This window comes from Pseudogulbenkiania subflava DSM 22618, from assembly GCF_900177275.1.
Classification (GTDB): domain Bacteria; phylum Pseudomonadota; class Gammaproteobacteria; order Burkholderiales; family Chromobacteriaceae; genus Pseudogulbenkiania; species Pseudogulbenkiania subflava.
In genome coordinates this window covers 1-23,745 of sequence record NZ_FXAG01000030.1, presented here as the reverse complement: position 1 = coordinate 23,745, position 23,745 = coordinate 1, and the positions used below count along the sequence as shown (strand labels likewise).

The 23,745-nt window shown below is 57.7% G+C and carries 14 protein-coding genes; 3 read left to right on the top strand and 11 right to left on the bottom strand.

Annotated features, from left to right (window positions below):
* Positions 1–85: 85 nt before the first annotated feature.
* The 4 genes from B9N72_RS19240 to B9N72_RS21010 all read right to left on the bottom strand — a co-directional run bounded on the left by B9N72_RS19240 (position 86) and on the right by B9N72_RS21010 (position 6,313).
* Positions 86–1,141 (bottom strand): Imm72 family immunity protein, encoded by a 1,056-nt coding sequence (locus tag B9N72_RS19240; protein ID WP_085277815.1) that lies wholly within the window; start codon positions 1,139–1,141, stop codon positions 86–88.
* Positions 1,138–2,739: a hypothetical protein gene (locus tag B9N72_RS19235; RefSeq protein ID WP_143477887.1), complete on the bottom strand. Its 1,602-nt coding sequence runs from the start codon at positions 2,737–2,739 to the stop codon at positions 1,138–1,140. Before B9N72_RS19235 ends, B9N72_RS19240 begins: the two co-directional genes overlap by 4 nt.
* A 1-nt stretch (position 2,740) precedes the next feature.
* Entirely contained in the window at positions 2,741–5,656 is a 2,916-nt protein-coding gene (locus B9N72_RS19230) for a type VI secretion system Vgr family protein (protein ID WP_085277813.1), read from the bottom strand.
* Positions 5,657–5,902: 246 nt separating this feature from the next.
* A complete protein-coding gene (locus B9N72_RS21010; protein WP_143477886.1) occupies positions 5,903–6,313 on the bottom strand; it encodes a hypothetical protein in 411 nt (136 codons plus the stop codon).
* 503 nt (positions 6,314–6,816) lie between these two features.
* Here B9N72_RS21010 and B9N72_RS21280 point away from each other — a divergent pair.
* Together B9N72_RS21280 and B9N72_RS21275 are read left to right on the top strand one after the other, a co-directional pair.
* A complete protein-coding gene (locus B9N72_RS21280; protein ID WP_200811068.1) occupies positions 6,817–7,806 on the top strand; it encodes an SWIM zinc finger family protein in 990 nt (329 codons plus the stop codon).
* On the top strand, positions 7,689–8,861 hold the full coding sequence (locus B9N72_RS21275; protein WP_200811066.1) for a hypothetical protein: 1,173 nt from the start codon (positions 7,689–7,691) through the stop codon (positions 8,859–8,861). The genes B9N72_RS21280 and B9N72_RS21275 overlap by 118 nt, the downstream gene beginning before the upstream one ends.
* Positions 8,862–8,924: 63 nt before the next feature.
* Here B9N72_RS21275 and B9N72_RS19210 read toward each other — a convergent pair whose 3' ends face one another.
* The 7 genes from B9N72_RS19210 to B9N72_RS19180 all read right to left on the bottom strand — a co-directional run bounded on the left by B9N72_RS19210 (position 8,925) and on the right by B9N72_RS19180 (position 23,235).
* Positions 8,925–11,276: a TOTE conflict system archaeo-eukaryotic primase domain-containing protein gene (locus tag B9N72_RS19210; RefSeq protein ID WP_085277812.1), complete on the bottom strand. Its 2,352-nt coding sequence runs from the start codon at positions 11,274–11,276 to the stop codon at positions 8,925–8,927.
* Positions 11,277–11,287: 11 nt separating this feature from the next.
* Entirely contained in the window at positions 11,288–12,712 is a 1,425-nt protein-coding gene (locus B9N72_RS19205; protein ID WP_200811064.1) for a Fic family protein, read from the bottom strand.
* A gap of 577 nt (positions 12,713–13,289) precedes the next feature.
* Positions 13,290–13,871 carry a 4Fe-4S single cluster domain-containing protein gene (locus B9N72_RS21820; RefSeq protein ID WP_085277810.1) on the bottom strand — a complete coding sequence of 194 codons (582 nt, stop codon included), beginning with the start codon at positions 13,869–13,871 and terminating at the stop codon, positions 13,290–13,292.
* 3 nt (positions 13,872–13,874) lie between these two features.
* Positions 13,875–15,728, bottom strand: a complete 1,854-nt coding sequence (locus B9N72_RS19195) for an AAA family ATPase (protein ID WP_085277809.1) — start codon at positions 15,726–15,728, stop codon at positions 13,875–13,877.
* Entirely contained in the window at positions 15,729–16,862 is a 1,134-nt protein-coding gene (locus B9N72_RS19190; RefSeq protein WP_085277808.1) for a hypothetical protein, read from the bottom strand. It lies immediately after the preceding gene.
* Positions 16,859–19,291 carry a PIN domain-containing protein gene (locus B9N72_RS19185; RefSeq protein WP_085277807.1) on the bottom strand — a complete coding sequence of 811 codons (2,433 nt, stop codon included), beginning with the start codon at positions 19,289–19,291 and terminating at the stop codon, positions 16,859–16,861. The genes B9N72_RS19190 and B9N72_RS19185 overlap by 4 nt, the downstream gene beginning before the upstream one ends.
* Entirely contained in the window at positions 19,288–23,235 is a 3,948-nt protein-coding gene (locus B9N72_RS19180) for an AAA domain-containing protein (RefSeq protein WP_085277806.1), read from the bottom strand. The genes B9N72_RS19185 and B9N72_RS19180 overlap by 4 nt, the downstream gene beginning before the upstream one ends.
* Before the next feature lie 216 nt (positions 23,236–23,451).
* On the opposite strand from B9N72_RS19180, the gene B9N72_RS19175 reads away from it, so the two are divergent.
* Positions 23,452–23,745: helix-turn-helix domain-containing protein (locus tag B9N72_RS19175; protein WP_143477847.1), on the top strand; the 294-nt coding region annotated here is incomplete at its 3' end.

Genomic DNA, 23,745 nt, shown 5'->3' with positions numbered 1-23,745 from the left:
CCGCAGGCAGTCGCTGCACACGACGCAGTTTCTGGCAAAAGGCGGCGACGCTCGCAAACAGGGAGAGAGGCATTGCGGCCAACCTTTACTCCGCCTCGCGGTACCAGATGGTGGCGCCGTAGCTGCTGTCCGGGAAATCCGGCATCCGTTCGCCCTGGGCAAAGGCACGGCGGGCGTCAGGTTTGGCTGGCGTCCACCAGGTACCGGCCTGCGGGCAGGGATGGCCAGCTTCGCAACGGCCGGATGATGGTATGGGAGGCGCCATGCCTTGTGCTTCAACAGGCTCTTGCGGCGTGATGACGGGGTTGAAGTAGAAAGATTCGTCCGGAATCACGCCATCGAGGTAGCGGGTGTCCTCCCACACCAGGCGCCAGGTGGCGGGCAACACATACTGCTTGCCGGGATTGGGGTCCTGGCTGAACTTCTCAAAATCTTTGATCCACGGTGCGACCGCGCCTTTGACGAAATAATTGAGCGCATCGGTCTCGCCTGGCGCGCGATGTGGCAGTACCAGTTCCCAGATGCCATCGTTGGGGATGCATTCGCCGCTTTCAACGAGAATATTGGTGGAAGGGGGGGGCTCGGGCGTGGGTTCGGGCCAGGGGCCAACCTCTTGAATCATCCCCTGAAAATAGCTTTCAGGAAGACATTCAGAATTTCGATATGCGACAGGATGCCAATTGGCATAGGTTGGGCGGGACTCATAAACGAATTCGGCGCCTTGCAGTATCGCCGCCTCCTTCAGCAGGCGCAGCTGTTCCAGCCGCTCAGTCCACACCGTATAGAGTGGTACGCCACGTTCGCCACCGTCGTATTTGTTGATTTCAGCGGAGGTAACACCTTCCATTGCCCTAAAAGAGGCCCCCTCTGCCTCCCCCAGATAGCCGTCCTCGCGTTCGCGCCATACCGAGCGGTCGCCTTTTGCCAGAGCGGCCAGACCTTTCGGGTACAGATCCTGCGCCAGGTAGGCAAAGCGCACATTGTATTCGGGCGGGCGTTCACCGTCCGGCCAGGTGGCCAATGCCTCTTCGTAGGCCTTGACGAAGACGTCGAACTGCTTGGCGTAGTGCGCCCACACGGTGTAGCTGGACCATTTCTGCAGCAGCCAGAACAGGCGGCGGCGGTTGTGTTGCAGATTCATCTTGCGGTTTCCTTCTGTTTGCCCTGTTTGCCCTGTTTGCCCTGTTTGCCCTGATTGCCGGCGCGGGCGGCCGCAACGGGGGCGCTATTGCTGACCTTGGATTTGATTTCGTCGGTTTCCAGCTGGCGGGTAATGGCGTGGCGCGACAGGTCTTCGCCACCTTCGGCGTAGCCGTACTTGCCCTCGACCTCGGTCCAGCTGGTTTTCCTGACCTCGATCCTGACGCCCATCACCTCACCTCTGCCCAGCTTGCCGGCCTTGGCGGCCTCGCCCAGCTCGGTGATTTTTGTCGCCAGCGTGGCAGGCAGGTCGTTCATGCCGACCTGCTTGCCGCCTCCTGCCAGAAACTGGTTCTTGATCTTGTCGCCAAACTGTTCTGCGATGCTGCCGTGCCAGCCCTTGAGCGCCTGCATCAGTTCCGGCTCATGCTGGATGCGGGCCAGCGGCGGAAAGGTGACGAGGACGATCAGGCCGTTGGCGTTCCACTCGTCCAGCACCGCCGCCATCTCGCGCCACGCCTTGGCATTCTGCGGGATGGCGCCGGCACCCCAGAAGTAGCCCCCGGCATTGGATGGCCCGGCCAGCTTGCCGCCGGGACCAAAGGCGCGGTAAATGGTCTGGCCGGCAAACTGCTCCGGCCCCCAGGCAGCAATCTTGCCGCTGAAGGTGCACAGCGAGTTGTAGTACTTGGTTTTCCCGTGACCGGGTAATTCAACCTGTTTACGCAACAAATCCGGCCAGCCTTCGGCAATCTTGCTTCGGTCGAACCAGTCGGCAAGCTGCTTTTGCACGTCGGGATCGGTCAACTTCCCCGACAGCAAATTCTGCGGCCACTTACCCGCCTTGATGGCGGCTCGTACTTCATTGCGTAACATCAGGGCTTCGGCTTCGCGGGTTAAGTTTTTTTGGCCAGTAGCCAGGGTATGAACCTCTCCCTGATACACCAGCTCTTGCAGCACCTTTAGTTTGGCATTCAATTCCTTGAGTGCCTGCGGGATCATCTTTCCGCCAAGGTCACGAAGCGTCAGTAGCCCCGTTTGCACACGCTGCAGCTTGGTGCGCATATCGCCTGACAACAATTGTCCAACCCGTGATTTGAGCACTTCGCTTATCGTGTCGGCGATGCTGGTGCAGAAATCGGTGAACTTGCCGATCAGCTCATTCTGATATTTGAGTACGTCCAGTTGTTTCAGCCATTTTACGGCGTTGCCACGGCCCATACGGTTTAGAAACTGAATAGTCTCTGTAAGTACCTTGCTATTTTCGGCTGCATTTTTCCCCACTTTCAAAGCCAGACGGCCAACGCCCTTGATCACTCCGCCTGCTACAGGGATCAGGGCAAAGAGCAGGATTACTAGCAATACCCATTCGAAGACTTGTTCTCGGCGTTGCGGTTCGTTACACAAACGGATGGTTACTGCGATTAAGTCCCGTACGGCGGTGGCGTCACCAACTAAAGGGATCATGCCAATCACGGCATCCACGATGATTTGTGATGCTGTTTGCCGTTCGTTAAAGGCGCCTTGCGCCGTGCCCCAAATCCAGTCACTGGTTTCTGCTGCGATGCTCTTAATTTTGGCCAAGCTTATTTCTGCCATCTCAGGCTCCTCCATGCTTGGCGATCAGCTTTTGGATGTCGCCTTCAGATAGCTTGGATTTGTACTCAGGATTAGGTTGTTGATCCTTACGTTTGTATGCTCTTGGATCAGGCCCAAATACCACTCGAGCTGCGCCTGGGGGCACTTCATTCAGATGTGCTTGTCCGTCAGCATCGAGCACCCCCTTACGGACACTGCCATCCGCAAAGGTGGCCGTGTATTCAGCCCCTGGCAGGGGTTCTTCGTCGTGGTATTCACGTTTGATATGTAATTGTGTTTGCCCTACAGGGAGGGTGGGTGGGGCTATTTTCATACTTGCCGGTCCGCTCAACGCATGCTCCGCCCCCTTCACGCTTACCGTGCCGGGGCAGTGGATGTCGATGTTGCCGCCGGAGAGCTTGATGTAGCCGCCGCCGCTGGTGAGCAGGATGTCCTGTTTGGCGCTGATCACCACCTTGCCTTTGCAGGAGGTGATGGTGACGTCCTTATCCGCCGTCAGTTCCATCGCATCGCTCTGCGCCTGCAGCTGCACCTTGCCCTTGGCAGCGATCAGTTTCAGGCTGACTTTGTCCTTCACCTCGGCCACGAACAGGCTGATGTGCTGGCCGACGTTGTGCAGCCAGCGCCGGCCCGAGGTCTGGTTGAGGTCGCGCTGGGCGACCTGGTCGATGTTCGTGCCTGCGGCCAGGGTCAGGGAGTTGTCGGTGGCTGCGGCCAACCCTGCCGGGGCGCTGAGGATCATGATGGGCTGCTGGCCGGCCTGGGCTGATCCATTGCCCTGGGCAGCCGTTTTGGATTCCTTGTCGGTGTTGCTGCCGGCTTCCCACGCTTTCAGTGCCGCAACGTGGTGCTGCAGGTGGCCGTCGGTTTTCTTCGTGCCTTTGCCGTTGTCCGGCTTGATTTCGGTGGGTCCGGTTTCCTGTGTATCCGCCAGTTGCGCCGTGGCGGTGTCGGCCAGGGATTGGGCCAGCGCCAGCGCGGCGTCGAGCTGGTTCTGGGCGCCGTCGCGCGCCAGTTGTTTGCCACCGGCTGCGGCTTGCGTTTCGGTGCTGAGCAACAGGCCGTGGCCGGCGCGGATGGCGCCGTGGCGGTCTGTCCGTAGCTCGAAGCCGTCGCCGCGCGGCGTGGCCTTGCCGTCGGTTCTGGGGTGGGCGAGGTAGCCCTGGTTCAGTTGGGTGTGGCCGTGTTCGCTGCTGAGCTTGACGCGCACTTCGCCCGGGGTGTCGTCGAACAGCAGCTCGTTGTACTGCCCGCCCTGATGCTCTTTGCTCTTGATGCCGGACAGGGTCTGGTTGCCCGGCAGCTTGCCGACGCCACTAAAGTCGGGTGTCGGGTGGCTGCCGTTGTACAGCACACCGGTGATCACCGGGCGGTCGATATCGCCTTCGATGAAGTCGACCAGCACTTCCTGGCCGATACGCGGGATGAACTGGTGGCCCCAACCAGCGCCGGCACTGGGCATGGCGACGCGCAGCCAGCAGCTGGAGCGCTCGTCGAGGTTGGCGCCGCTGTCCGGGTGCTCGTCCGGCCGCTGCCAGTGGAACTGCACCTTGATGCGACCCTGCGCGTCGGTGTGCACTTCCTCATTGGCCGGGCCGACTACCGTGGCGGTCTGCGCGCCGCGCGCGGTGGGCTTGGCGTGAGTGGAGTCGGCGTAGGCCGGGGTCAGCGGCAGGCCGCGGCGCTGGGCGTCGAAGGCGGTGTGGAACGGCGCGTCGCTGTTATCCGTTGCCGATGCGGCCAAGGTTGGCCGCAGGGCCGCCGGCAGGCTGCGCGCCAGCTCGGCTGGCAGGTTGTTGCGGACGGCCAGCGTCTGACGGGTAACCACGAATTCACGCTGCTCGGGCGCATCGCCCGCGTGCGCCGGGTGCGCGTCGAGACGGAACCACTGCCCGGCAGTGAGGCCGCGCACCGAGCCGCCGCCGGTAAAGGTCTTGGCCCGAGCATCGTGCGCCTGCTGCCGCAGCCGCGCGTAGTGGCTGAGCTGTTCGGCATCGCTGGCGTAGTAGGCGCCGGGGGCGTCGTAGTGGCTGAGGCTGGACTGCAAGCGGTTGCCGTCCAGCCCCTGATCCAGCGCCGATTCGTCACCACTGTGGCCGGTGGCCACCGGCTGGTAGTCGAAGCTGGCCAGCGCCACGCTGCCGGACACGATCTGCCGGGCGCCGTCCCAGCGGGTGAGGCCGTCTTCTTCCTCGGTGGCATCGCTGCGGTGGAAGCGCACCCGTTCGAGGTTGGCCGCAGGCAGCGAATACGGGTCGTCGAAGGCGAGCAGCTTGACCTGCGGGGTATTCCCTCGCGACGCGGTGCTACCTCGCTCGTTCACGCCATCCAGGTGCTCGTAGCGCCAGGACAGGCCTTCCTCGCGTAGCAGGCGGGTGATGAAGGCGTAGTCGGATTCACGGTACTGCAGACAGTAGCTGCGCGCCGGCAACGGGCCGGACAACACGAAGTCCAGGCTCTGCACGGCGGCGAACACCGGGTTGGCCGCCGCATGCTCGGCGAAGATCTGCCGCACGATGGCGTCGACCGACAGGTCCTGGAATACCCGCGAGGTCTGGCGTAGGCGCAGCAGCGCGAACGGCGGTTCGATGGTCAGCGCGTACTTGGCAAAGCCGCCATCACTGCCCAGCGTGTCGGCGGCACTGACCACGCCGCAGCGGATGCTCTCACCGCCGTCGGCACTGGCAATGCCGAGCCGTACCGGCAAGCCCAGCAGCGTCTTCAGTTCGATGCCGTCGTCCGGCGACAGGCACTCGACGCGGAAGCGGTAGCTGTCGGCCAGCGCTTCCTCGCCGGACAGCGCCAGCGGCAACAGCGCCTCGCCCCAGCGCTGGCCATCGCCCAGTTGCAGGCTGAGCAGGCGCTGCTCTTGGTTGAAGGCGGACGCGAAGCTGGCGAGCAGGTCGGGGAGGTTCATGACGAGGATGAGGCTTAAATGACAACCGGTTATTGTATGCCTTTGGTCTTGTTATGTCGATTGCATTTCGGTCGCCGGGAAGTTGGGTGCAGCAGTAGCGTGAAGCTGGATGAAGAACCTTGAGATAATGCACTGAGAGGGAAGGGCGCTACGGTCTGACTGGTTTGCAGGCCGCCCAACGGACAGACTATGCCTTGACCCGGGCAGATGGGGGGCGGGATAATCGCAGGATTTTCAATCGCTTAGTCAGTTAACCGTGTTGTGCGATGAAGGTGATTCGTTGTGTAGCACCGGCACGGCATCAATGGTCAAGAATCGGCCTGAATGAACAGAAACGAAACAGCAGCTAACGGAGCCGATCGCTCCTCCCCTCTCATGAACCAAGCTACACGCCCCGCCAGACGGCTTTCGGTTGCTCCTATGCTGGATGGGAGCGATTGATAGGAAAAATATTTTTATATCAAAAGCTTGGTTGTGTTGTTTTTGTGCTGTAGCACTTTGCGATGCACCAATGAAAAGCCGCCTCATGAGACTGGGCGGCTTTTTCACTTCTGCATGTTGAGTGATGTTTCCACGCCAGAGAGAACCTTGTGCTTCTAGCCACCTGAGTATTCCCGAAGCTGTAGATGGCGTGATGAGTCCCAGAGTGAGACTCATCGTTCCCTCCTTGGGACTCTTTGGTGTTGCCATGTCCTTCTTATCGCGGAGCGATGCTTTGTTCACAGCCACCCAGCAGAAAGTGTTGGGGTTGTGCTATGGCAAGCCGGGGTAGAGCTTCTATGCTAACGATATTGCCCCTTGGGCGCTGGTGGGCAAAGGCAGCATCATGCGTGAGCTCGATCGTTTGCAAAGGACCGGCGTGTTGACCATGTTCCGCCAAGGTAACCAGACGCACTAACAGCGATATGATGAAGTGCCTGATTTCGGTGGAGGAGCCGCTAGGCCGTACCAGCAATCCGACTCTCTACACCCTGGCCGACTGGCGGGCAAAGAAAGCAGCGGGCAATAGTTTTGTGTTGAAGGTCGAGGAGCAGGAGCAAGATCAATCTGATCGGCCGCAAGCAGGCAGGGGAGGTAAATGGCAACCAGGATAACCTGGAGAACTTGGTACGCAGTGGCGGCCGAAAGCCGAGCTGCCGAACCGCAAGGAGTGCTAAGGTTTGCTGCGTTCGGCGATCGATCGCTTACAGGATGTACACAGTTCGAGCGTGTCCTTTGTCAGCCGTTTTGATCTGGCTTACAACGCCGCATATGCCTTAACCTGGATGAAAATGATCGAAAATAACCTCGACAAGTTGACCGTCGATGACTTGCAAGAATGGGCCAGCGAGAAGATTTTCGAGCGTGGCAAAAGCTATCTCCGCAGAGTAAGTGGTCTGTCGCAGGCCGCGGACGGTACACTGGCTGCATGGGTCACCGGTAGCGAGCGCTATGCCACGTCGGTCCACATCGGCGCCGGGGGAACGTTAACTTCGTTCTGCACCTGCCCCTATGACTGGGGGCTGTCATGCAAGCATGCGGTGGCGGTTGTATTGGCTGCTGCAGAACACGTTAAGCAAGGTAAAGCGATCCCTGTACTTGACGAGGCGAGCAAGCTTGCGCGGAGCTTGGCTGACGACGAAGAGGATGACGGTGAAGCGTATTACGAAGATGACGAGGACGGCGTGGACGAGCCCGTGACGAAGCACCGCCGGCAGAAGCAGCCCTCTTTCCAAGAGTTGCAAAATATCCTGCAAGGCTGGAGCAAGGACAAGCTCGTTACCTGGCTGGCAGAACAGGCCGGCCGAGATCCTGAGCTGGGGCAGTCGATTCTCGAGGCTCATCAGCTAGACAGTGGGCAGGTGGACAAGCTGGTGCGCTCGCTGCGCAAGGAAATCCAGCGCCTTGCCACGGAACCGGCCTGGAGCCATCCCTGGTACGACGACGCCCAGTCGCCCGACTACTCGCACCTGCAGAGGCAACTTCGACCCTGCTCGAAAGAGGGCATTACGATGCGTTGCTGGAGCTGGGCGAAGAACTTTGGCAAGGGGCCATGGCTCAAGTCGAGCAGGCGGACGATGAGGGCGAAACCGCCTTGGCAATTGCCGAGTGCATGGCAGTGGTGCTCGAAGCCCTGCCGCACTCGTCGCTGCCGTCCGCCGAGCAGTTGATCTGGGTGATCGACCATTTGTTGGAAGATGACTACTCGCTGCTGGAGGCCGGTGAAAAGCTGCTGGAAAGTCCGCAGTACGGCGAGCAAGACTGGCAGATGGCGGCCCGTTCTCTGCAAGTGCTGCTCAATAGCGAAGGCGCTCCGGGGGCGAGCCGGCGATATCAGCGCCTACGGCTGGTGGGGCGGCTGCAAGTTGCCTATGCCCGTGGCGGCTGGCATGAGCGCATCCTCCCTATGCTCGAGCGGGAGGCGAATGTCTGTTGGAACTATGAGCAATTGGTCGATGCGTTGCTGGCGGCCGGCGAGCGGGAGCGGGCGCGGCAGTGGTGCATCCAGGGCTACGCCAAAACCGTACAAGAGGCACGCGGCATCGCCGAGTGCATGCGCGAGAAACTGCATATGCTGGCCCTGACGGAAGGGCAATACGATCTGGCTTGCGCCTACCGGGCGGAGCGCTTCTTCAGCCAGCCCTCGCTCGCCGCCTTCTCCGAATTGCGCGAGGCCGCCGAGCAGGCTGACAAGTGGGGTGCTGTGCGTGCGGCCGCGCTGGCCTTTCTTGAGACCGGCCTGCCCCCCGACTTGGGCGACGATGCCCAAGTGCTGCCGCGCTGGCCGCTGCCACCGAGCGAGCTGGCCCACCTGCACGGCACATCCAAACCGAGTGTGCAGCGCTTTCCCGAGCTCGATCTTTTGATCAGCATCGCCATCCTGGAACAGCGCCACGACGATGTGGTCGCACTCTATCGCCGCTTGCCGAAGACCCCGAGCTGGAACTGGGACACGGAAAAGCGCGTGGCCGAGGCCGTGGCAGCCAGCCATCCCGACATCGCGCTGGCAATCTGGCGCGCCATCGCAGACGGGCTGATCGCGAAAGTTCAACCGTCGGCTTACGTGGAGGCGGCGGGCTACCTGCGCCGCATGCGCCAGGTTTACCAGGCCTGCCAGCGCGACGACGAATGGCAGGCGCTGATGGTCCATTTGCGCAAGACGCACAAGGCCAAGCGGCGCTTGCAGGAAGTGCTCGACAACCTGTCCGGGGCTAAGCTGGTATGAGCCTGGATTACGCCTGACTGGCCCCGGCTATGGTCAGACCGAGTTTTGCAACTTCGATATCGACTATCTTTCGACCACCCGATAATCCATTGCCCGGTATCCTTGTTGGCGTTTGTCCCACATTCTCAGCAATGCCGGGTGGCCTGAATCGACAAAGTCGATGATCCGCACGCTGGTCTTGTTGCCGTGTTCCCGGTGCAGCCGGCCAGCATATTGCTGTAGCGTTCCTTTCCACGAAACTGGCATGGCCAGAATCAGAGTGTCGAGCGGTGGATGGTCGAAGCCTTCGCCGACCAGCTTGCCGGTTGCCACCAGAATGCGTGGCGCTTCTGGCGGCAGCGCCTCAAGCTCTGTGAGCAACGCTGAGCGCAGCTTCTTGGATAGCTTGCCGTGAAGAATGTAGGGTGAGGGTACTTTGCCGGCCAATGTCGCCAGAATGGAGTCAATGTGTTCAGTGCGCTCGGTCAGTACCAGCACCTTTCGCCCCTCTAGGTAGGCTTTCTCCACCTCTGTTGCGATGGCATCAGTTCGGAGCTGATCGTTGGCGAGGTGACGGAACACGTCCTGGATCCCGGCGGTTGATGGCAGCATGATGGGCGCGTCCAATATGCGTGGGTCCACCTCCAGGTCATGCGGTGCTCCGGTCGGTTTGGCGGCCGTGTAGCGGATGGGGCCGCACTGCATGAAAATGATCGGCTGCTGGCCATCGCGCCGAATCGGTGTAGCCGTCAGGCCGAGCACGAATTTGGCTTTGGTCAGTTTCAGAATGGCCTCGAATGATGTCGCACCGACGTGATGACATTCATCCACGATGATGTGGCCATAGTTTTCGACCAGCGGGTTGACCTCTCCTTGTCTGGAAAGTGATTGCATCAGCGCGATGTCGATTTTGCCGGTTGCCTTGTTCTTGCCTCCCCCGATGGTGCCGACTACTCCTTTACTGACGTCAAGGAAGGCTTGCAGGCGCTCCTGCCACTGCTTGAGCAGTTCTGCGCGATGTACCAGCACCAAGGTGTTCAGGCCACGTCGGGCGATTAGTGCGGCGGCGGTCACGGTTTTGCCAAAGGCAGTTGGCGCGCACAGTACCCCGGCATCGTGGTGCAACATCGCAGCGACGGCAGCCTCCTGGTCGAGACGGAGCGTGCCGGCGAAATCGATGTCGATGGGATGGCCGAGATAACGTTCATCACGCAGATCGCAGCGGATGCCATGGTCGCACAGCAGTTCCTGTGCTGCCTCGAGGCATCCGCGCGGTAGTGCGATGTGTTGCGGATAGTTCTCGGCGCAACCGATCACGCGCGGCGTGTTCCACACAGACATCCGCATTGCCTGTGCCTTGTAGAACTCGGGGTTTTGGAACGCCGCGAGGCGGATCAGCCGATTGGCCAGCGACTGAGGCAGTTGCGCTTTCTCAAAGTAAATCAGATTGGCTAGCGTGACCGTTAGCGACTCTGGCATCTTGCCGGTCAGTTTCTTTGCCGATGGCGTTGTGCGCTTCCATGGGGTGGCTAGCTCTTCGTCATCGATAAAGGTCACATCAATCGGAGGCATTCCGCCCGTGGCACGCATGATGGTTGGTTCGATGTCCTGTGGCGCCATCGGTTGAATGGATGCCAGAAATGCCCATTGGTCAGGGTAAGGGGTCAGCTCGGCATTTACGAACACGCTGCAATTGCGCTCACGCGCTTTCTTCTGGAGTGGCAGGGCAATCAAATTGCCGAAGCCGCCTGTAGGCATCGTATCCTGGTTGGGAAATAGGCGGTCGTACGATGCGAGTTGTAATTGCCGGGTGCGTGCACAGGTGTGGCTAATGATGGCTGTGCCCAGTCGACGGGCATCGCGCGCCGAGACTTTGTCCGTGAAGAATACCCAAGCGTGAGCACCTTGACCTGACCGGGAAATCTCGGGAGCGGCCGGTACGCCCAGTTCGTTACAGGATTGGAGAAAGGCACGTATATCCTCTTGCCATTCGGCCTCGTCGAAATCGACGGCGAGAAAATAGCAGGTGTCATCTTCCAGTAGTGGATATACGCCGACTGTGTGTACGCCAGTCAAGTGGCCGTAAATTACGGAATCCGAAAGCTGCATCAGTAAGCGATTGCCACAGTCCGAGCATTTGATACGCGGTTTTTCACAAACGCCAGGTTGCCACTCGTTGGCGCATGCAGGTGCATAGCCCGACTTACCGGTGGTTTTGCTCTCCCAGCGGGTCGGGTAGACATCGGCGCGGCCGCGAAACAAGCGATGGAATAGCGCCACTTTTTCATGAGTGGAGAGGCGCGAAGGCTCTGGCTCCGGTGCAACTGGGGCAGGCCGTGGCGGCAGGCGCCAATCGATGCCATGCGATTCCAGCAGGGCGATCAGACGGGCATTTTCCGCTTGCAGCCGGGCCAATTCATCATGTGTGGTCGACATCCTTTCCCCGCTCACGTTTGGCGCTGCCGCGCTTGCCACTGGGTAAACTCGGAGGGGCGTAGTCCATAGCGAGCCAGAACCCCTTCGTGTAGGCGTCGCAATTCCTCGATGACGAGCGCCTCGACGTTCTGCTGGTCTGCAGCGGGGACGCCTTCTGAGAGGCAACGCCGAACCATCTCAAGCGGATCGTGATCGCGTTGCAGGACGACCTCGCGTATCGTTCGCTTGATGAGGTCGCGATAGGCCAGACGCAACGGGTCCGGTTCGGACAGGTCCTGTTTGATGGCCAGATATTCTTGCGTCGAGCGCTCGTAGGCCCACAGGTACAGGTCGCGCAGCAATTCGATGCGTGTCAGCTCATAAACGCCGAGGGTGGCGCGGCTATAGGCCTGTTCGGACACGTCAAGAAAAGTAAGGGGACAGAGGTTGGCACGGATCAGAGGGAGGTTGGCTGCCAGTCGCGAGGTACGCTTGTTGATGTCGGCAAATGGCTGCAGATAGGGCAAGTGCACCATGATGAAGAAAGACTGCTCGAACGGGTCGCCGATCTGGTTGGCTTTCTCCAACATTACATCCAGCGCTTCGCCGATCTGAGTCGGTACTGAGAGGGGGCGATAGACGCTCTTGCCGATCTCGACTCCGTGCTGACGCAACCGGCCTTCGTCGGCCGGGTTCGGTAGCAGGTTTTCCGACAGGGCGCTATGCAGGTTGAACAGCGTGTAGCGGTTGAAGCCGACCGTATCCGCGTTTTCGACCAAGAGTTCGATGGCGGTTTTGTGATTCAGAATCATCTGGGTTTCGATCGCGGCTTTGCCCTGCGCTACCGTTCCGTGCTCAATCAACTCCCGCGTATCGAGCCGTGAGTAGGTATTGCCCTCCAGGTGGCTGGAGGCCCAGGACAGGTCAATCAGTAATCGATTGAGGATGGCTCGTCCATAGGTGCCGGCCGGCAGCTTGGCTTGCCCGGTATCGCCCATCTTGCGCAGCTGGCGACGTAGGGGTTCGGGGAGATACCATGTCTGGTTGGGCTGGTAAGCAACCAGAAAGTCATGCTGATAGCCCACCGGTTTACGTGCTCCCAGCGGCTGTTCAAGATAGACGAGGATATCCCGGCTGTCAGCCGATAGCGGGATATACCGCGGGAAAACATCCTCATCCGTGGGCGCCGGCTTACCCATGAGCGTAGCAGCAAGATAACGGCGGGCACGCCCTTCGCCTTGCCCGATGATCTGTCCATCTATCACCAGCTTACTGAGCCAGCGCTGTGCCGTTCGGCGGGCGACATCAGGGTGTTGCGCCAGCAATTCGGTGAGAGTCAACCCTCCTGGCGATTGCAGGATGCTTTGGAATAGATCGGTCGCAGATGACATGGTTGGAGTGGCGCGATTCGTATGGTCTGTGGCGCGATTGTGGCGCGATTTATAAAACTGCGCCACTCCATATGGCGCTCTTTTGACGCGATCTTGACCAAGCCAGGCCTGGATAAGATAATTTCTATTTTTTTCAATTGCTTAGCGGTTTCTCCATGTTCAAGGCAGTTTGCTGCGACCAAGTTTCTCGGGCTGGTGCGGTAGCACTGCAAAGTGGCACTTCGTGTAGCACCGGCACGGCGAAAATGGGCAACAATCGACCTAAATGAACAGTAATAATATGCTTCTCAATGGCGTAGGAAGCCTCTCCATCCAAAAAAATTCAATAAAATCAATGACTCGCCGCCTTTCCGTGGCACCCATGCTGGATGGGCGCTACTGTTCGTGAAATTCATTACATATCAAAATCTTGATGATGTTGTTTTTGTGCTGTAGCACTTTACGATGCACCAAAGAAAAGTCGCCTCATGATACTGGGCGACTTTTCTTTGGCGATGAGGCGGCTTGGTTCGTGAGGCCTCGTATCTGATCCTCGATCGAGGTCGACGTTTTTCTTGTAGGCCTGATCTGTATCTATGATCAGATTATCCACCATTACGGCCGAGAATTTAGTGAAGGATCCCGGTTTTACTTGATTACATTGCTATTTTATTGAGCATGGCCAGCCGTTAACCACAAGGTGTCCGTCATCACGAATCCGCCACTCGACTTCCCGCTCCGGTATGCCAGCCCCTTCTATCGAGGCGTCGTACCTATTTGTCAGATAGTGGAATCGTTGGTTCGTCGAGCCAACCCAATTCCGTCTGCTGTCAGGGCTTAATGACTCGTAGGGGCCGTCGACAAGTACGTCGGTCCACGCCAGCAGCTCATGAGTGCCAGGCAGAGACATTTCATGAAGCTCCTGCATCGTGTAGCCGGTGAATGTCATCACTGATAGCCCCGTCCTTGAAACCCCCTCGGCCACTGCAGCAAGCCCCTGCGCCTGGAGGAATGGCTCTCCGCCCAAAAACGTAACCCCCTCCAAATCCCACTGCTGGTGGGCAGCTAGCAGACACTCGATCATAGTGTCCGCGCTCAGGATGTTACGCTGGACGATCTTTAGGTAGCTAGGATTACAGCATCCAACACAACGCTTATCGCAACCTTGGACCCAGAGTGCCGCACGCTTTCCAGGCCCCTCAACTTCAGTGCAGGGTATCCACGATGCCAAGTTCAACCAAGACATAAGTCACTCCAGTTCGAAGTCGAAATTCGGCTTGGACCCGGCTTGGACAACCTTAATTGTGTGCCCCTGTAATCTATCCGGCGAGCCAACCTGATCAAAGAGGAACTGAGCCAGTGGGTCGAACAAGTAAATCGTCAGTGCGTTGAGAACGCCACGCCCACCGCTGCTTCGGTCAACCATGCCGACGATCGATTGAAGTGCCTTGGTTTCGTCAACGAACTGCAGCGCAGAAGCACCCCATTTTTCGCTGAGGCGATGTCGAAGCGGCTCGAGCTTCGATCGAGCGATGTCGACGAGGAACTTATCATCCGCCATGAAGTTGAAGGGGATGATGTTTCCCTCACCGATACGCCCGAGCAGTTCCGGTCGCTTCAGTTCGTTCACAAAGTGTGCACGGACTTTCTCGACAAAGGCCGTTCGCACATCGGGGTTGTCGGCTTCGATTTGCGCTGCGCCGATGTTGGATGTGAACACGATGACGGTGTCGGAAAACAGAACGGTGTCGCCTTTGCCGTCAGTCAATCTTCCGTCCTCAAGAATCTGAAGAAACTTATCAAGAATCCTCGGGTGCGCCTTCTCGATTTCGTCGAACAGTAACAAGGAGAAGGGACGTTTCTTCACCGCGTTGGTGAGTTGACCGCCTTCCTCGTAGCCAACGTAGCCCGGGGGCGCTCCGACCAAGCGTTGATCGGCGTGCTCATGGTTGAACTCCGACATGTCGAATCGAAGGCAAGCTTCATCATCACCGAACAGAAACTGTGCGAGAGCCTTGGCCAGCTCGGTCTTTCCCACCCCGGTCGGGCCGACAAAGAACAGCACGCCCTTGGGTGTTCTTTGCTTGCTGGAATGCTGCAGCCCTGACAATCCGGTGTACGCCCGGACCAGGATCTGATTGACTGCATCGATCGCTTGATCTTGGCCTTTGACACGAACCTTCAGTGTCTCCACAGCCTTGCCAAGTTTGTCCCGATTTAATTGCTCCCAAGGACTATGGCGCTCGCCGTAGCGATACATGCTGACCAGCGACTCGGCACTCATCTTCGACAGCTGGCGCGAGAGCTTGGCAAGATTGTGAATGTCGCGAAGCGTGAGCCCTTCCAGCGAGTCGACGATATCCGCCAGGACCCGGCTCTTCGGAAGTACCGGTGGCTCGACGTTGAGCACGGAAGAAAGCTGAAGCACTGCCGCTTCTCTCACTGCCCGAGATGGCAGCGGGACGTTGATTTCTTTGAACAGTGGATTATTCAGGTAGAGCGATGGTGGCAACACCGAGAGCCCTTGGCACAGAAAGACCATCAGTGTTTGTGGCCTATCTACATCGGCTGGATTGAGCGTGATTTGTGCATCCCTGGTCGCCTTGCCCATCATCAGCAACCAGCCTCTTTCGGCTTCGCTCAGGGAATTGGCTTGTCCAAACAAAAGGTGTGACCAGTCCAAGACAAATGCGACGCGATCGGGTCCGGACTGCTTCATCAACCGCGAAACTACAGTCAGGAAGTCCTGCGGGGTCACCTCCAGTGAGCCCGTGTCCTGTACTGGGCGACTGGGTGTCAGTGGTTCGCCCATATCGTACTCGTCACCTGCCGCAGGGGCAGCCGAGGTAACGGTAGAGGCAGCCAGCTCTCGCCAGGTTCTCGAATCGACGCCGGAAACGCCCGTAACACGATCCCACCGGATCACGTGTCGGTAACCACGCTGCTTAAGAATGGCATCAACGGCTTCGGGAACGCTTTGCCATCGATCAGGCGAGGTTGGATCAGACACCACGTCGACAACATTGCCGTGCAGGATAATCCCACGTCGTATTCCGCACTCCCGAAGGAAAGCGTCTTGCCAAGATGTTTGTCCAGAAGCCATCTACTTCTCCCTTGTCATGCCTGGTTGAGGCTTGGCATCGCTGTCCTTGTCATCCGGGTTCTCCCAAATCGTGCGCTCGGTGGAGAGCTGAATCCCATAGATTGACTGGAGTCGTGGCAGGACCGTATCGATGTCTTTCTTACACGCAGAACCGTGGTAGTGGTCAAACTTGTAGTTGAGCTTTCCACTGAGCTCAACCTTGAACTCTGCTTGGGCGCCAGCAGGCCTTTTGCCGCGAATCACCACCTCGTTGGAGCTGCCATCACGAACGAGTCGAGGCTTTTCCGTCACAAAACCGGCATCCTCAAGTGCGCGGTATACAGCCTGCACAACCTCCCGCCTGCAGCTCTCATCAACCACGACAGCGTCGAGATCTCGGGTAACTTCAACCAATCGCTTAGAAACCTCTTCGGGCGACATCGCGCTGGAGGCATTGAGCATCGATCCCAATGCTTGTGCACGCTCAGCTGCTCCGCCCCCAACAGAGGCGATCTGCTCACGGCATAGTTGCAACGCATCCTCGGTCGCGCTTACTTCTGCTGCTTTGGACTCCTTCTCTCTGATCTGCCGAGAGCGTTGCTCGTACTCGGTCTTGATCGTCCTTAATGCCGTTCGCAAGTCCTCGACCGACGTTTGACTATTCGCCCCCATTAGGCGCGATCGTGCTTCCGATAGAGCTTTGAAGGCCAACTGCCTAGCCAATGGGTCAGCCCAGCTCATCAGCTCGTCTTGCCACGCGGTTTCCACCTCTTGTCGGGACTTGGCCTCTTGCTCGACTCGGCGCCGAGCCTCTTCTCTGGCCGCTTCTTCAGCCTCTCGTTGTGCCTCGATGTATGCCTGGCGCATTCCTCGTGCATGTCGTGGCAGCGCGTGCACCTGTCGCCCCAACTCAATGCTCCGGTCTCGCGCTACGGCAGGATCACTTTCGACAAGTCGCGTCAGGATTGCCAGTTCCCTCTCTAGCACAGAGAACTCTGCCTGAACATATTCGTTGAGTCCTTGGCTTTGCACATCATCCAGCACGCCACGATACCTAGCGAGATAGCTGCGAGTCGTCTCTCGAACACGCTGGTTGAATAGCTCCTGACGCCGTTGGCGTTCGATCTGATAGCGTGCCTGGTCATGTCTGCTCATTTACGCTTCCCTCCTGTATCGCGACGCGCTGCTTGATTTGGATTTCCGCCCTTGTACTCTTCCGGCAGCATGGCAACGATGTTTTCAGCACGCGCCTTATTACGGAAGTTCCTGTCACCTGTTACCAAGATGGCATCGCTCAACCGCAGATAGAGTGCCACCGACAAAATTCGATTGTCTGGCGTCGGCTCCCAGTCGGCTGGCAGCAGATCAAGCACCTCAGACTCATAGCGAACGGCTTGCCCGGCGCGCTCCAATGAACGAATCGCCGCTCGCGCCTTCTGGGCTCGTTCCTCTTCGGACGATGCCTTGATTCCGTCTAGCTCTTCAAGCACACGTCGAGCGACGACGGGGATATCGTTTCGGCGCATGTTGGTAGGCAGATCAGGAACCAGCATCAACGCACTGGTATCAAGAACGACTTGCCTTTGGCCGGGCGTTGTCGGGTGAGCCAGTCGCCGTACTGCCAACTCCCGCCACGCACCTACCAAAGTGTCGAACTGATTGATTGGTGATAGGGAATCATCCTCGAGAGACGCCCGCATCTTGCGCACTGCCGCGCAGGCTTCTTGCCACTTTGTGACACTTGCCAGCGCTGAGGTTTTCACACCCAGCAAGCTTAGGCTTCCAGTGGCAGCATCTTGAAGCGATTTCAAGCCGACATCACGCAGCACCGCTTGATACGCGGACCTGATCATCGCCAGGGGTTGCGAATATGCATGAGGGCCATGAAGGGCCAAACCGGCATCGGTCAGAGCTTCTGTGATCCACTGCCGCAAGAGCGCATCGCCGATCACGCCATCAGGCAAGGCGATTGATGGCCCTACTGCCTTGCGAAGCGATTCCAGTGACTCGAGATCGGAAAGAGCACGGCAGTGGTTCAGGAGCGCCGACTTGATCTCCACCGACTGCTTTGGCATCAGCCGATCGAGGTCGGCGAGGTAACTCAACACATCGGCAAGATCGACGTCGCCTTCCAACCGTGTGATCGCCGACATTAGCCGATCCGCGAGCGCACTAAACCACTCTGCTCGCCAGTCTTCACCAGAGTGAGGAGAGAAGCGCTCCAGCGCGCCGATGAAATCGGAGGAATTCTCAATCAACTCGCCGATGGGCAATCCATCAACTCTCGATTGCCAACGCAAAATGGTTTCCTGGGGTGACTCCCACAGAGAAGCGAGCGCATAGACATCAGCGGACTGCTCCGAACTCAGGGCTGATTTCAACTCGGTCTGCACCGCTTGCCAAACGCGTGCACTCATATCCTTATCGACTGTCAGCGTGAGCACAGCTCGGCGCTCCTGGCCCGCCCAAAACACCTTCGCTAATCCTGTCAGATGGACTTCCGGCGAGCGGTCCTCTTTGCGAATGAGCAAACCATCAAACCCCGCGGGCAGGTCCGATGGCTCCGCCATTTCGAGCCAGATCGTCCCCTTTTGAGAAGGCAGCCGACGAATTCCGCGATCAGCACTTCTGAAGAGTGCTGTCAGTCGTTGGATGACATGTCTATCGTTCTTCAGCAGAACGAGGTCTTCGCCAATGTGCCGCTCCAACTGTTGTTCATCAACCAGCACGCGCAGCGCTGCTCTTGATGTGGTCGCCGCAGCGCGATTTCCTGTGGAGGAGCCATCCAGCGGTGCAATTGCAAGAGTGCTGCGGAAGCTTGCTTCACTAAGCGTGGGCCAGCCGGATGCGGTCTCACTTGCGAGGATGGGCTCCAGAATGTGCTCCCAAACCACATCCGGATTTGCCGCTGCCAGCCATCGCTGAAAATCAGGCGATCCCTGCGCCTTGATAACAAGCACGCCCGACTCATCGCACTCCAGAGCGATTTGATGCTGTTCCCAAACCACGCCAACGACTTGGGACTGAACGGAGTGAATCTCAGTATTCGCTGTTTTCCAGGCGTGCCGTTCTTTTGTCACGGCCTCCCGTACTAGCGCAGAACAATCGGAAGGCTCAAGCACTGGACCGCCAATGAACGGACGGCTGGGCGCTCTAGACAGCCGATTGTCATTTTGCTGAGACTTGATCGAATTGGACAGCGGGAAATACAGGTGTGAAACAGTGGTTTGCTGAGGCCGGCTGGGCAATCGATCTCGCTCGAGAAAAGTCGCGCCATCAGAAGTGAGGGCAAGGTCTGCCAGCCGAAGATCCATATAGTCTTGCGACGACGGGCTGCTCAACACGCCCATATAGACCAGATTTTCAACGCTTGGTCCCACCAGGTCATTTGCCGAAGCCACACCGAGCTGTTGCTCGAAAATCTGAGACAGGGTCATCTCGGCGATTCCCGGTATCGTCCGATAACTGTCGCACAGCTTCATTGCCATCCGCTCGAATACTGTCGGCGTGCGTACGGTCTGGTACGTCACCTCCGATTCGACTTCATACAGCGGCATGCCGACAGAGAAAGAACCCAGCTTCATCGCTGATTACCTCGATTGCCATTGCTGGGTCGCGGCGAGAACTTGCGCTGACCAGGGGTGTCGTTTCGCATCAGTCGGCTCGCGGGAATCAGACGGGCATCTCTGTCTAACTGATCCAGAATGTCCTTGTAGACCATTCGAGTCGTCGTTCCCTCTCTGTCCATATGCGGCAGCGCCACCTCGTATGACTCGTACATGCTTCTCGCGCCAAAGACAATCAATAGCTCCTGTGCTCGCGAGAAGGCCACGTTGATGAATTCGTAACGCGCCACGTTGGCACGGCTGGACCTGCGTCTTGCCATGCCACCTTGATTCTTCGTGTCAATGCCGTCATTGCGCACCAAGCTGACTAAAATGATTGGCTTTTCCTTACCCTGATACCGGATCACCGTGTTGACCTCTACATCCAGGCAATCAAACCGCCCGGACGGCTTGACCGCACGGATCGCCTCACGGATTAACCGGCATTGGCGTGCGTAGAAGGACACAACACCGACTTGGCGCCGCTTCTGGGATGAATAGCCAAGAAAGGTGCTCTGTTTGTCGAGCTGCAGCAATGTGTGGGCAATCAGTTGTGCTTCGAGACGGTTACTGCGGGCAGGTTTGCCGGCGGCATCCATGTCCTCCTTGTGGATCTGCTCCTCCAGATTGCGCGATGTATCCACCCACAGAACATGGTCACCCTCGTGAACGACCTTTTCTTTTTCTTCGCGAGGAATCTCGGACGACGGCGTGCTGATGTTCTTTTGGATTCGATTGCCCGCACCATCAAGTGCAGGCTTGACGATGGGTTTTCCATCCGCATCGACCAGAACCATCCCGTGATTTCGATCGTAGTGCGGAAACTCCAGCCCGCAGGTCAGACGGCGCTCATAGAAATGGTTCACCATCGACATGATCTGCGGGTGCATGCGGAACTGAACCTCTAGGCGTGCTCGTATCGCATCGTCTGCAGCTTCAAAGTGTGATTTGAACAAGGACGCCGTGACCATCTTTTCGAAGCGGTGCAAGTTGTGTCGGGTCAAAGCAGTTCGACTCTCTTGCTCGTCTTGCTCTGCCTCTTCAATCACATCACTGAAGGTTTGGGCATCTGCGCCCTCCTGAAACAGCGGTGGAAGTTGCCGGTGGTCACCCACTAGGATGGAGCGTCGCGCACGCATCAAGGGCAGCAGCATTTCCAGCGGCGTCGCCTTGCTGACCTCATCAATGATCGCCACATCAAAACTCACCTGACCAGAGTCTTCGAGCGTTTGCTCGCGTTCATTGCACGTGATGGCGACCACATTGCACTGCGGCACGTAGATTTCTTTGAAGTGATCCCAATCCGACTGGTGTGACGTTGGCCTTCGAAGATCATTGACCCAGTCTTGAATAAGTTGCCCCCATAGATGCTGCTCATCCTTATGGGTTTGTATTTGCTCATCCAGCACGCGAACTTCGTTCTGGTGCAAAGCAATCTGCTGAGCGAGCAATGTGGCGACATCGGTTGATTGATCGTGCGCGGAATTTTCTACCGCATGGGCGGACAGCAGCTCAGTCGCTCGAGTATGGGAACTTTTCAAAGACTGCCGTACCCGAGGCTCTTTCCTGATGTGCTGCTCAAGCTCTTGCTCTCGCTGCCGCCATTCAGATTCATTGATCTCTGGAATCGTGCAAAGATCAATGAGCCGGTTTGTCTCCGTAATCAGTTGCTTCAAAGCCCGATCAATTACCTCTCCGTTGGCACGCAACATTGCGACGCGGTCGGCCAGCTCTGTACCGACCTGTTCTGCGTTATCGATCGAAGTGCACCACCGATCAGCGTCGACGAACAGATCACCGTACAGGTCAGTACTCAGGCCCCCGGAGGTGCTGTTGCGAAGCTGTTTGATTTCTTGACGCTTGGCTCGCCAAGCCGAGACCAAGCTTTCGTCGTCATCGACTCGATCGGCAAGCGCCTTTTCTTCAGCCTCAAGTTCTGCAAGACGGATGGCAATGTCGGGACTCTGTAGTGGACGCGCACCCGCAGCATGCAATCGTGCAACATCCCTTTCTAGCTCCAGTCCTCGTGCCCTCAGCTTGTGCCAATACCTCAATAACCCTGCGAGCATCTGAGGCCGTTGCTGCGGCACCGCGTCCCAATCAGCCTTGGAAACAGGGAGTTTTGATCGTGCTGCCGCCAAGCCGAAGAGGCTGGTGGCGAGTTCGGAGGACTGTGGCTCCAGCATAGGGAAGCCATCTGGAACATCCCCGTCGTCAGTGACCAGGAACTCCTTCAAGGCAAGAAGCCTGTTTCGTTGTCGTTTCGTGTCCTCGTGTTTCTGGGCCTGCTCCTGAAGCCTCTGCCAGGCTAGATCCCTTTCGAGTTTTGCTCGTGTCCGAGCTTCCTCATATTGTTCGATTTCCAGTTCAGCCTGAGCGATATCACGGCGTACATACTCTGCTCGAACCAACCAAGACTGAAGCTGGTTCATCCGCTCGGCTGTTTCGCGCCAAGGCTTCAGGAATCGGTCATTCGCGTGTTCTGCCAGAGATGAGTAATACCGAGACAAGGCTGCTTGCTGGACAAACGACTTTCCATCACCAGAGACTTTTTCCAAGTCGCGAGCTAGGCGAATGACCCGCAAATCTGGATGCTTGCCGAGTCGCTCCAATGCGTTGTCAACAGCAGTGTGGGCCTGGCTCGCCAGTAGTACGCGTTCCCCGCGACGGGCCAACTGCATGATGGCCTCCGCGATCACGGTTGTCTTGCCTGTACCCGGTGGCCCTTGAATCAAGCAAAGGTCAGGCGTGTTCAGAATTTTCTCGACTGCTTCCTTCTGGAAAGGATTCAGATCATCTCTGAACCAGTGCGTGATCGATTCGTCGGCTGACGGCTTCTTGGCTTGTCGGACATCAAATAGGTAGGAAGAAAGGTAAGGTGCATAGCCGCCCTGATCCTGCAGGCGCTTGATCGCCAACTCATGACGCCGGATCAGCGCAAGATCACCGGCTGCCGATACAGACAGGAATCCTTGCACGGGAATTCTGGAGAGAATCATCTGGCGAATGTTCGCCACATCTTCAGCAACCGTCAGCTGATTCTGGGCACCCTCAGACAGGCCAACCACGACTTCTGCGAAGTGTGGCTCGTCCCATTCGCAGTCTTTGATCTTGTCCTTGTGTGGCGCGAGTTTTGCCATCGCTTCCGGTTGCCCAAGCTCAAAGCCCTTGGGGGCACGCTTTGGGCCATCCCGATCGCTGATCCGAAAGGTCCAGGGATCGACAGACACGTTCAGATCAAATGCCATCACATCTTGTCGAGACAGAGAGCGATGGACCTCACGCAGGTATTGCTCGCTCTCCCCAATCACTCTGAAGACGATCCGGTCTTCTTGCCACTCACGTTGGATGAATCTCAGCCCACGGGTTTTCTCCGACACGAGCTTGCGTTTCCACTTCAGGAATTCGCTCCAATCAACCAACTTCTCACGAGTGGTGATCGAAATGGCAGGCAGCTCAAAGGCCAACTCGCGGGTCAAGGCATTGTTGTTGCGCTGGATGCGTGGCAGCTGTGGGTTGTCCTGATAGACCACCACTGAGAGGCTACGCTCATAGCTGTGCCCAGGCGCGTCAGCGACTTCAAACAAGTCCTGAACCATGAACACAGGGCTGGGAGCGCGAGTTGGCCAGAAGCCCCTCACCGCCAACGAACATCCTCTTGGAAACGGCCAGGGCTGTTCGGAATTGATGACCGGACGAAGCGCAAGGTTCAAGTTGTCGTCGGGTCGGTTCTCGATGCTGAGGTTCGCCGCGTGGTACTCCATGGGCATCCCATGCGGAAACAGCAGGTTCAAGACATTTTCGATGCCATCCCCTTCGCTTAGGAACTCATGAAACTGTGGATGCCGACGTGCTAGATCGCGTACCGTGCGGGTAACCCTGTCGCGGTTTCTGTCGTCAACCCAAACATACAGATTGGCCATAAGTTAAGAAATTCTTCATGAGGCAGGTAGGGTGCAAGGGCGTATCTCTGACTTCTTGCTACAAGAAACAGATTACTTGCTTAGCCTGTATTTTTATTTGATGACGGACAGCAATCGTGATGGAATAAATGTCGTATAGCTTATGCACATAGAATTCATCAGGCAAGATGGACGGGGGTTGTTAAGTAGTGCCGCACAACTAAGTTGGAATGATTTTTGCTTCTGTTTGCGTATCTCCCTGATGCCGGTTCGACGATGCGTAAACTCACATTGACCTTGAATGAAGCTGAAGTCTGCACTCTTGAACAATTAGCCAAAGCACACCCCAAGGAATATTTCCGCTTGCGCGGCAAGGCGTTGATTGCTGTCAACCAAGGTCAGGACATTGCCACCGTTGCCGCCGTGTTGCGAATCAGCGGCGAGAGCATCAGAACATGGATTCACAACTGGGAACGCCACGGTCTAGTCGGCATCCTGAATGCTCGTGCCGGTGGACGGCCAGCCAAACTG

Coding starts and splice junctions, on each gene's coding strand:
- B9N72_RS19180 (WP_085277806.1), bottom strand. CDS start 23,235: ATGGCCAATCTGTATGTTTGGGTTGACGACAGAAACCGCGACAGGGTT.
- B9N72_RS19185 (WP_085277807.1), bottom strand. CDS start 19,291: ATGAAGCTGGGTTCTTTCTCTGTCGGCATGCCGCTGTATGAAGTCGAA.
- B9N72_RS19240 (WP_085277815.1), bottom strand. CDS start 1,141: ATGAATCTGCAACACAACCGCCGCCGCCTGTTCTGGCTGCTGCAGAAA.
- B9N72_RS21275 (WP_200811066.1), top strand. CDS start 7,689: ATGGCTCAAGTCGAGCAGGCGGACGATGAGGGCGAAACCGCCTTGGCA.
- B9N72_RS21010 (WP_143477886.1), bottom strand. CDS start 6,313: ATGAGTCTCACTCTGGGACTCATCACGCCATCTACAGCTTCGGGAATA.
- B9N72_RS21820 (WP_085277810.1), bottom strand. CDS start 13,871: ATGTCTTGGTTGAACTTGGCATCGTGGATACCCTGCACTGAAGTTGAG.
- B9N72_RS19210 (WP_085277812.1), bottom strand. CDS start 11,276: ATGTCGACCACACATGATGAATTGGCCCGGCTGCAAGCGGAAAATGCC.
- B9N72_RS19230 (WP_085277813.1), bottom strand. CDS start 5,656: ATGAACCTCCCCGACCTGCTCGCCAGCTTCGCGTCCGCCTTCAACCAA.
- B9N72_RS19235 (WP_143477887.1), bottom strand. CDS start 2,739: ATGGCAGAAATAAGCTTGGCCAAAATTAAGAGCATCGCAGCAGAAACC.
- B9N72_RS19195 (WP_085277809.1), bottom strand. CDS start 15,728: ATGGCTTCTGGACAAACATCTTGGCAAGACGCTTTCCTTCGGGAGTGC.
- B9N72_RS19190 (WP_085277808.1), bottom strand. CDS start 16,862: ATGAGCAGACATGACCAGGCACGCTATCAGATCGAACGCCAACGGCGT.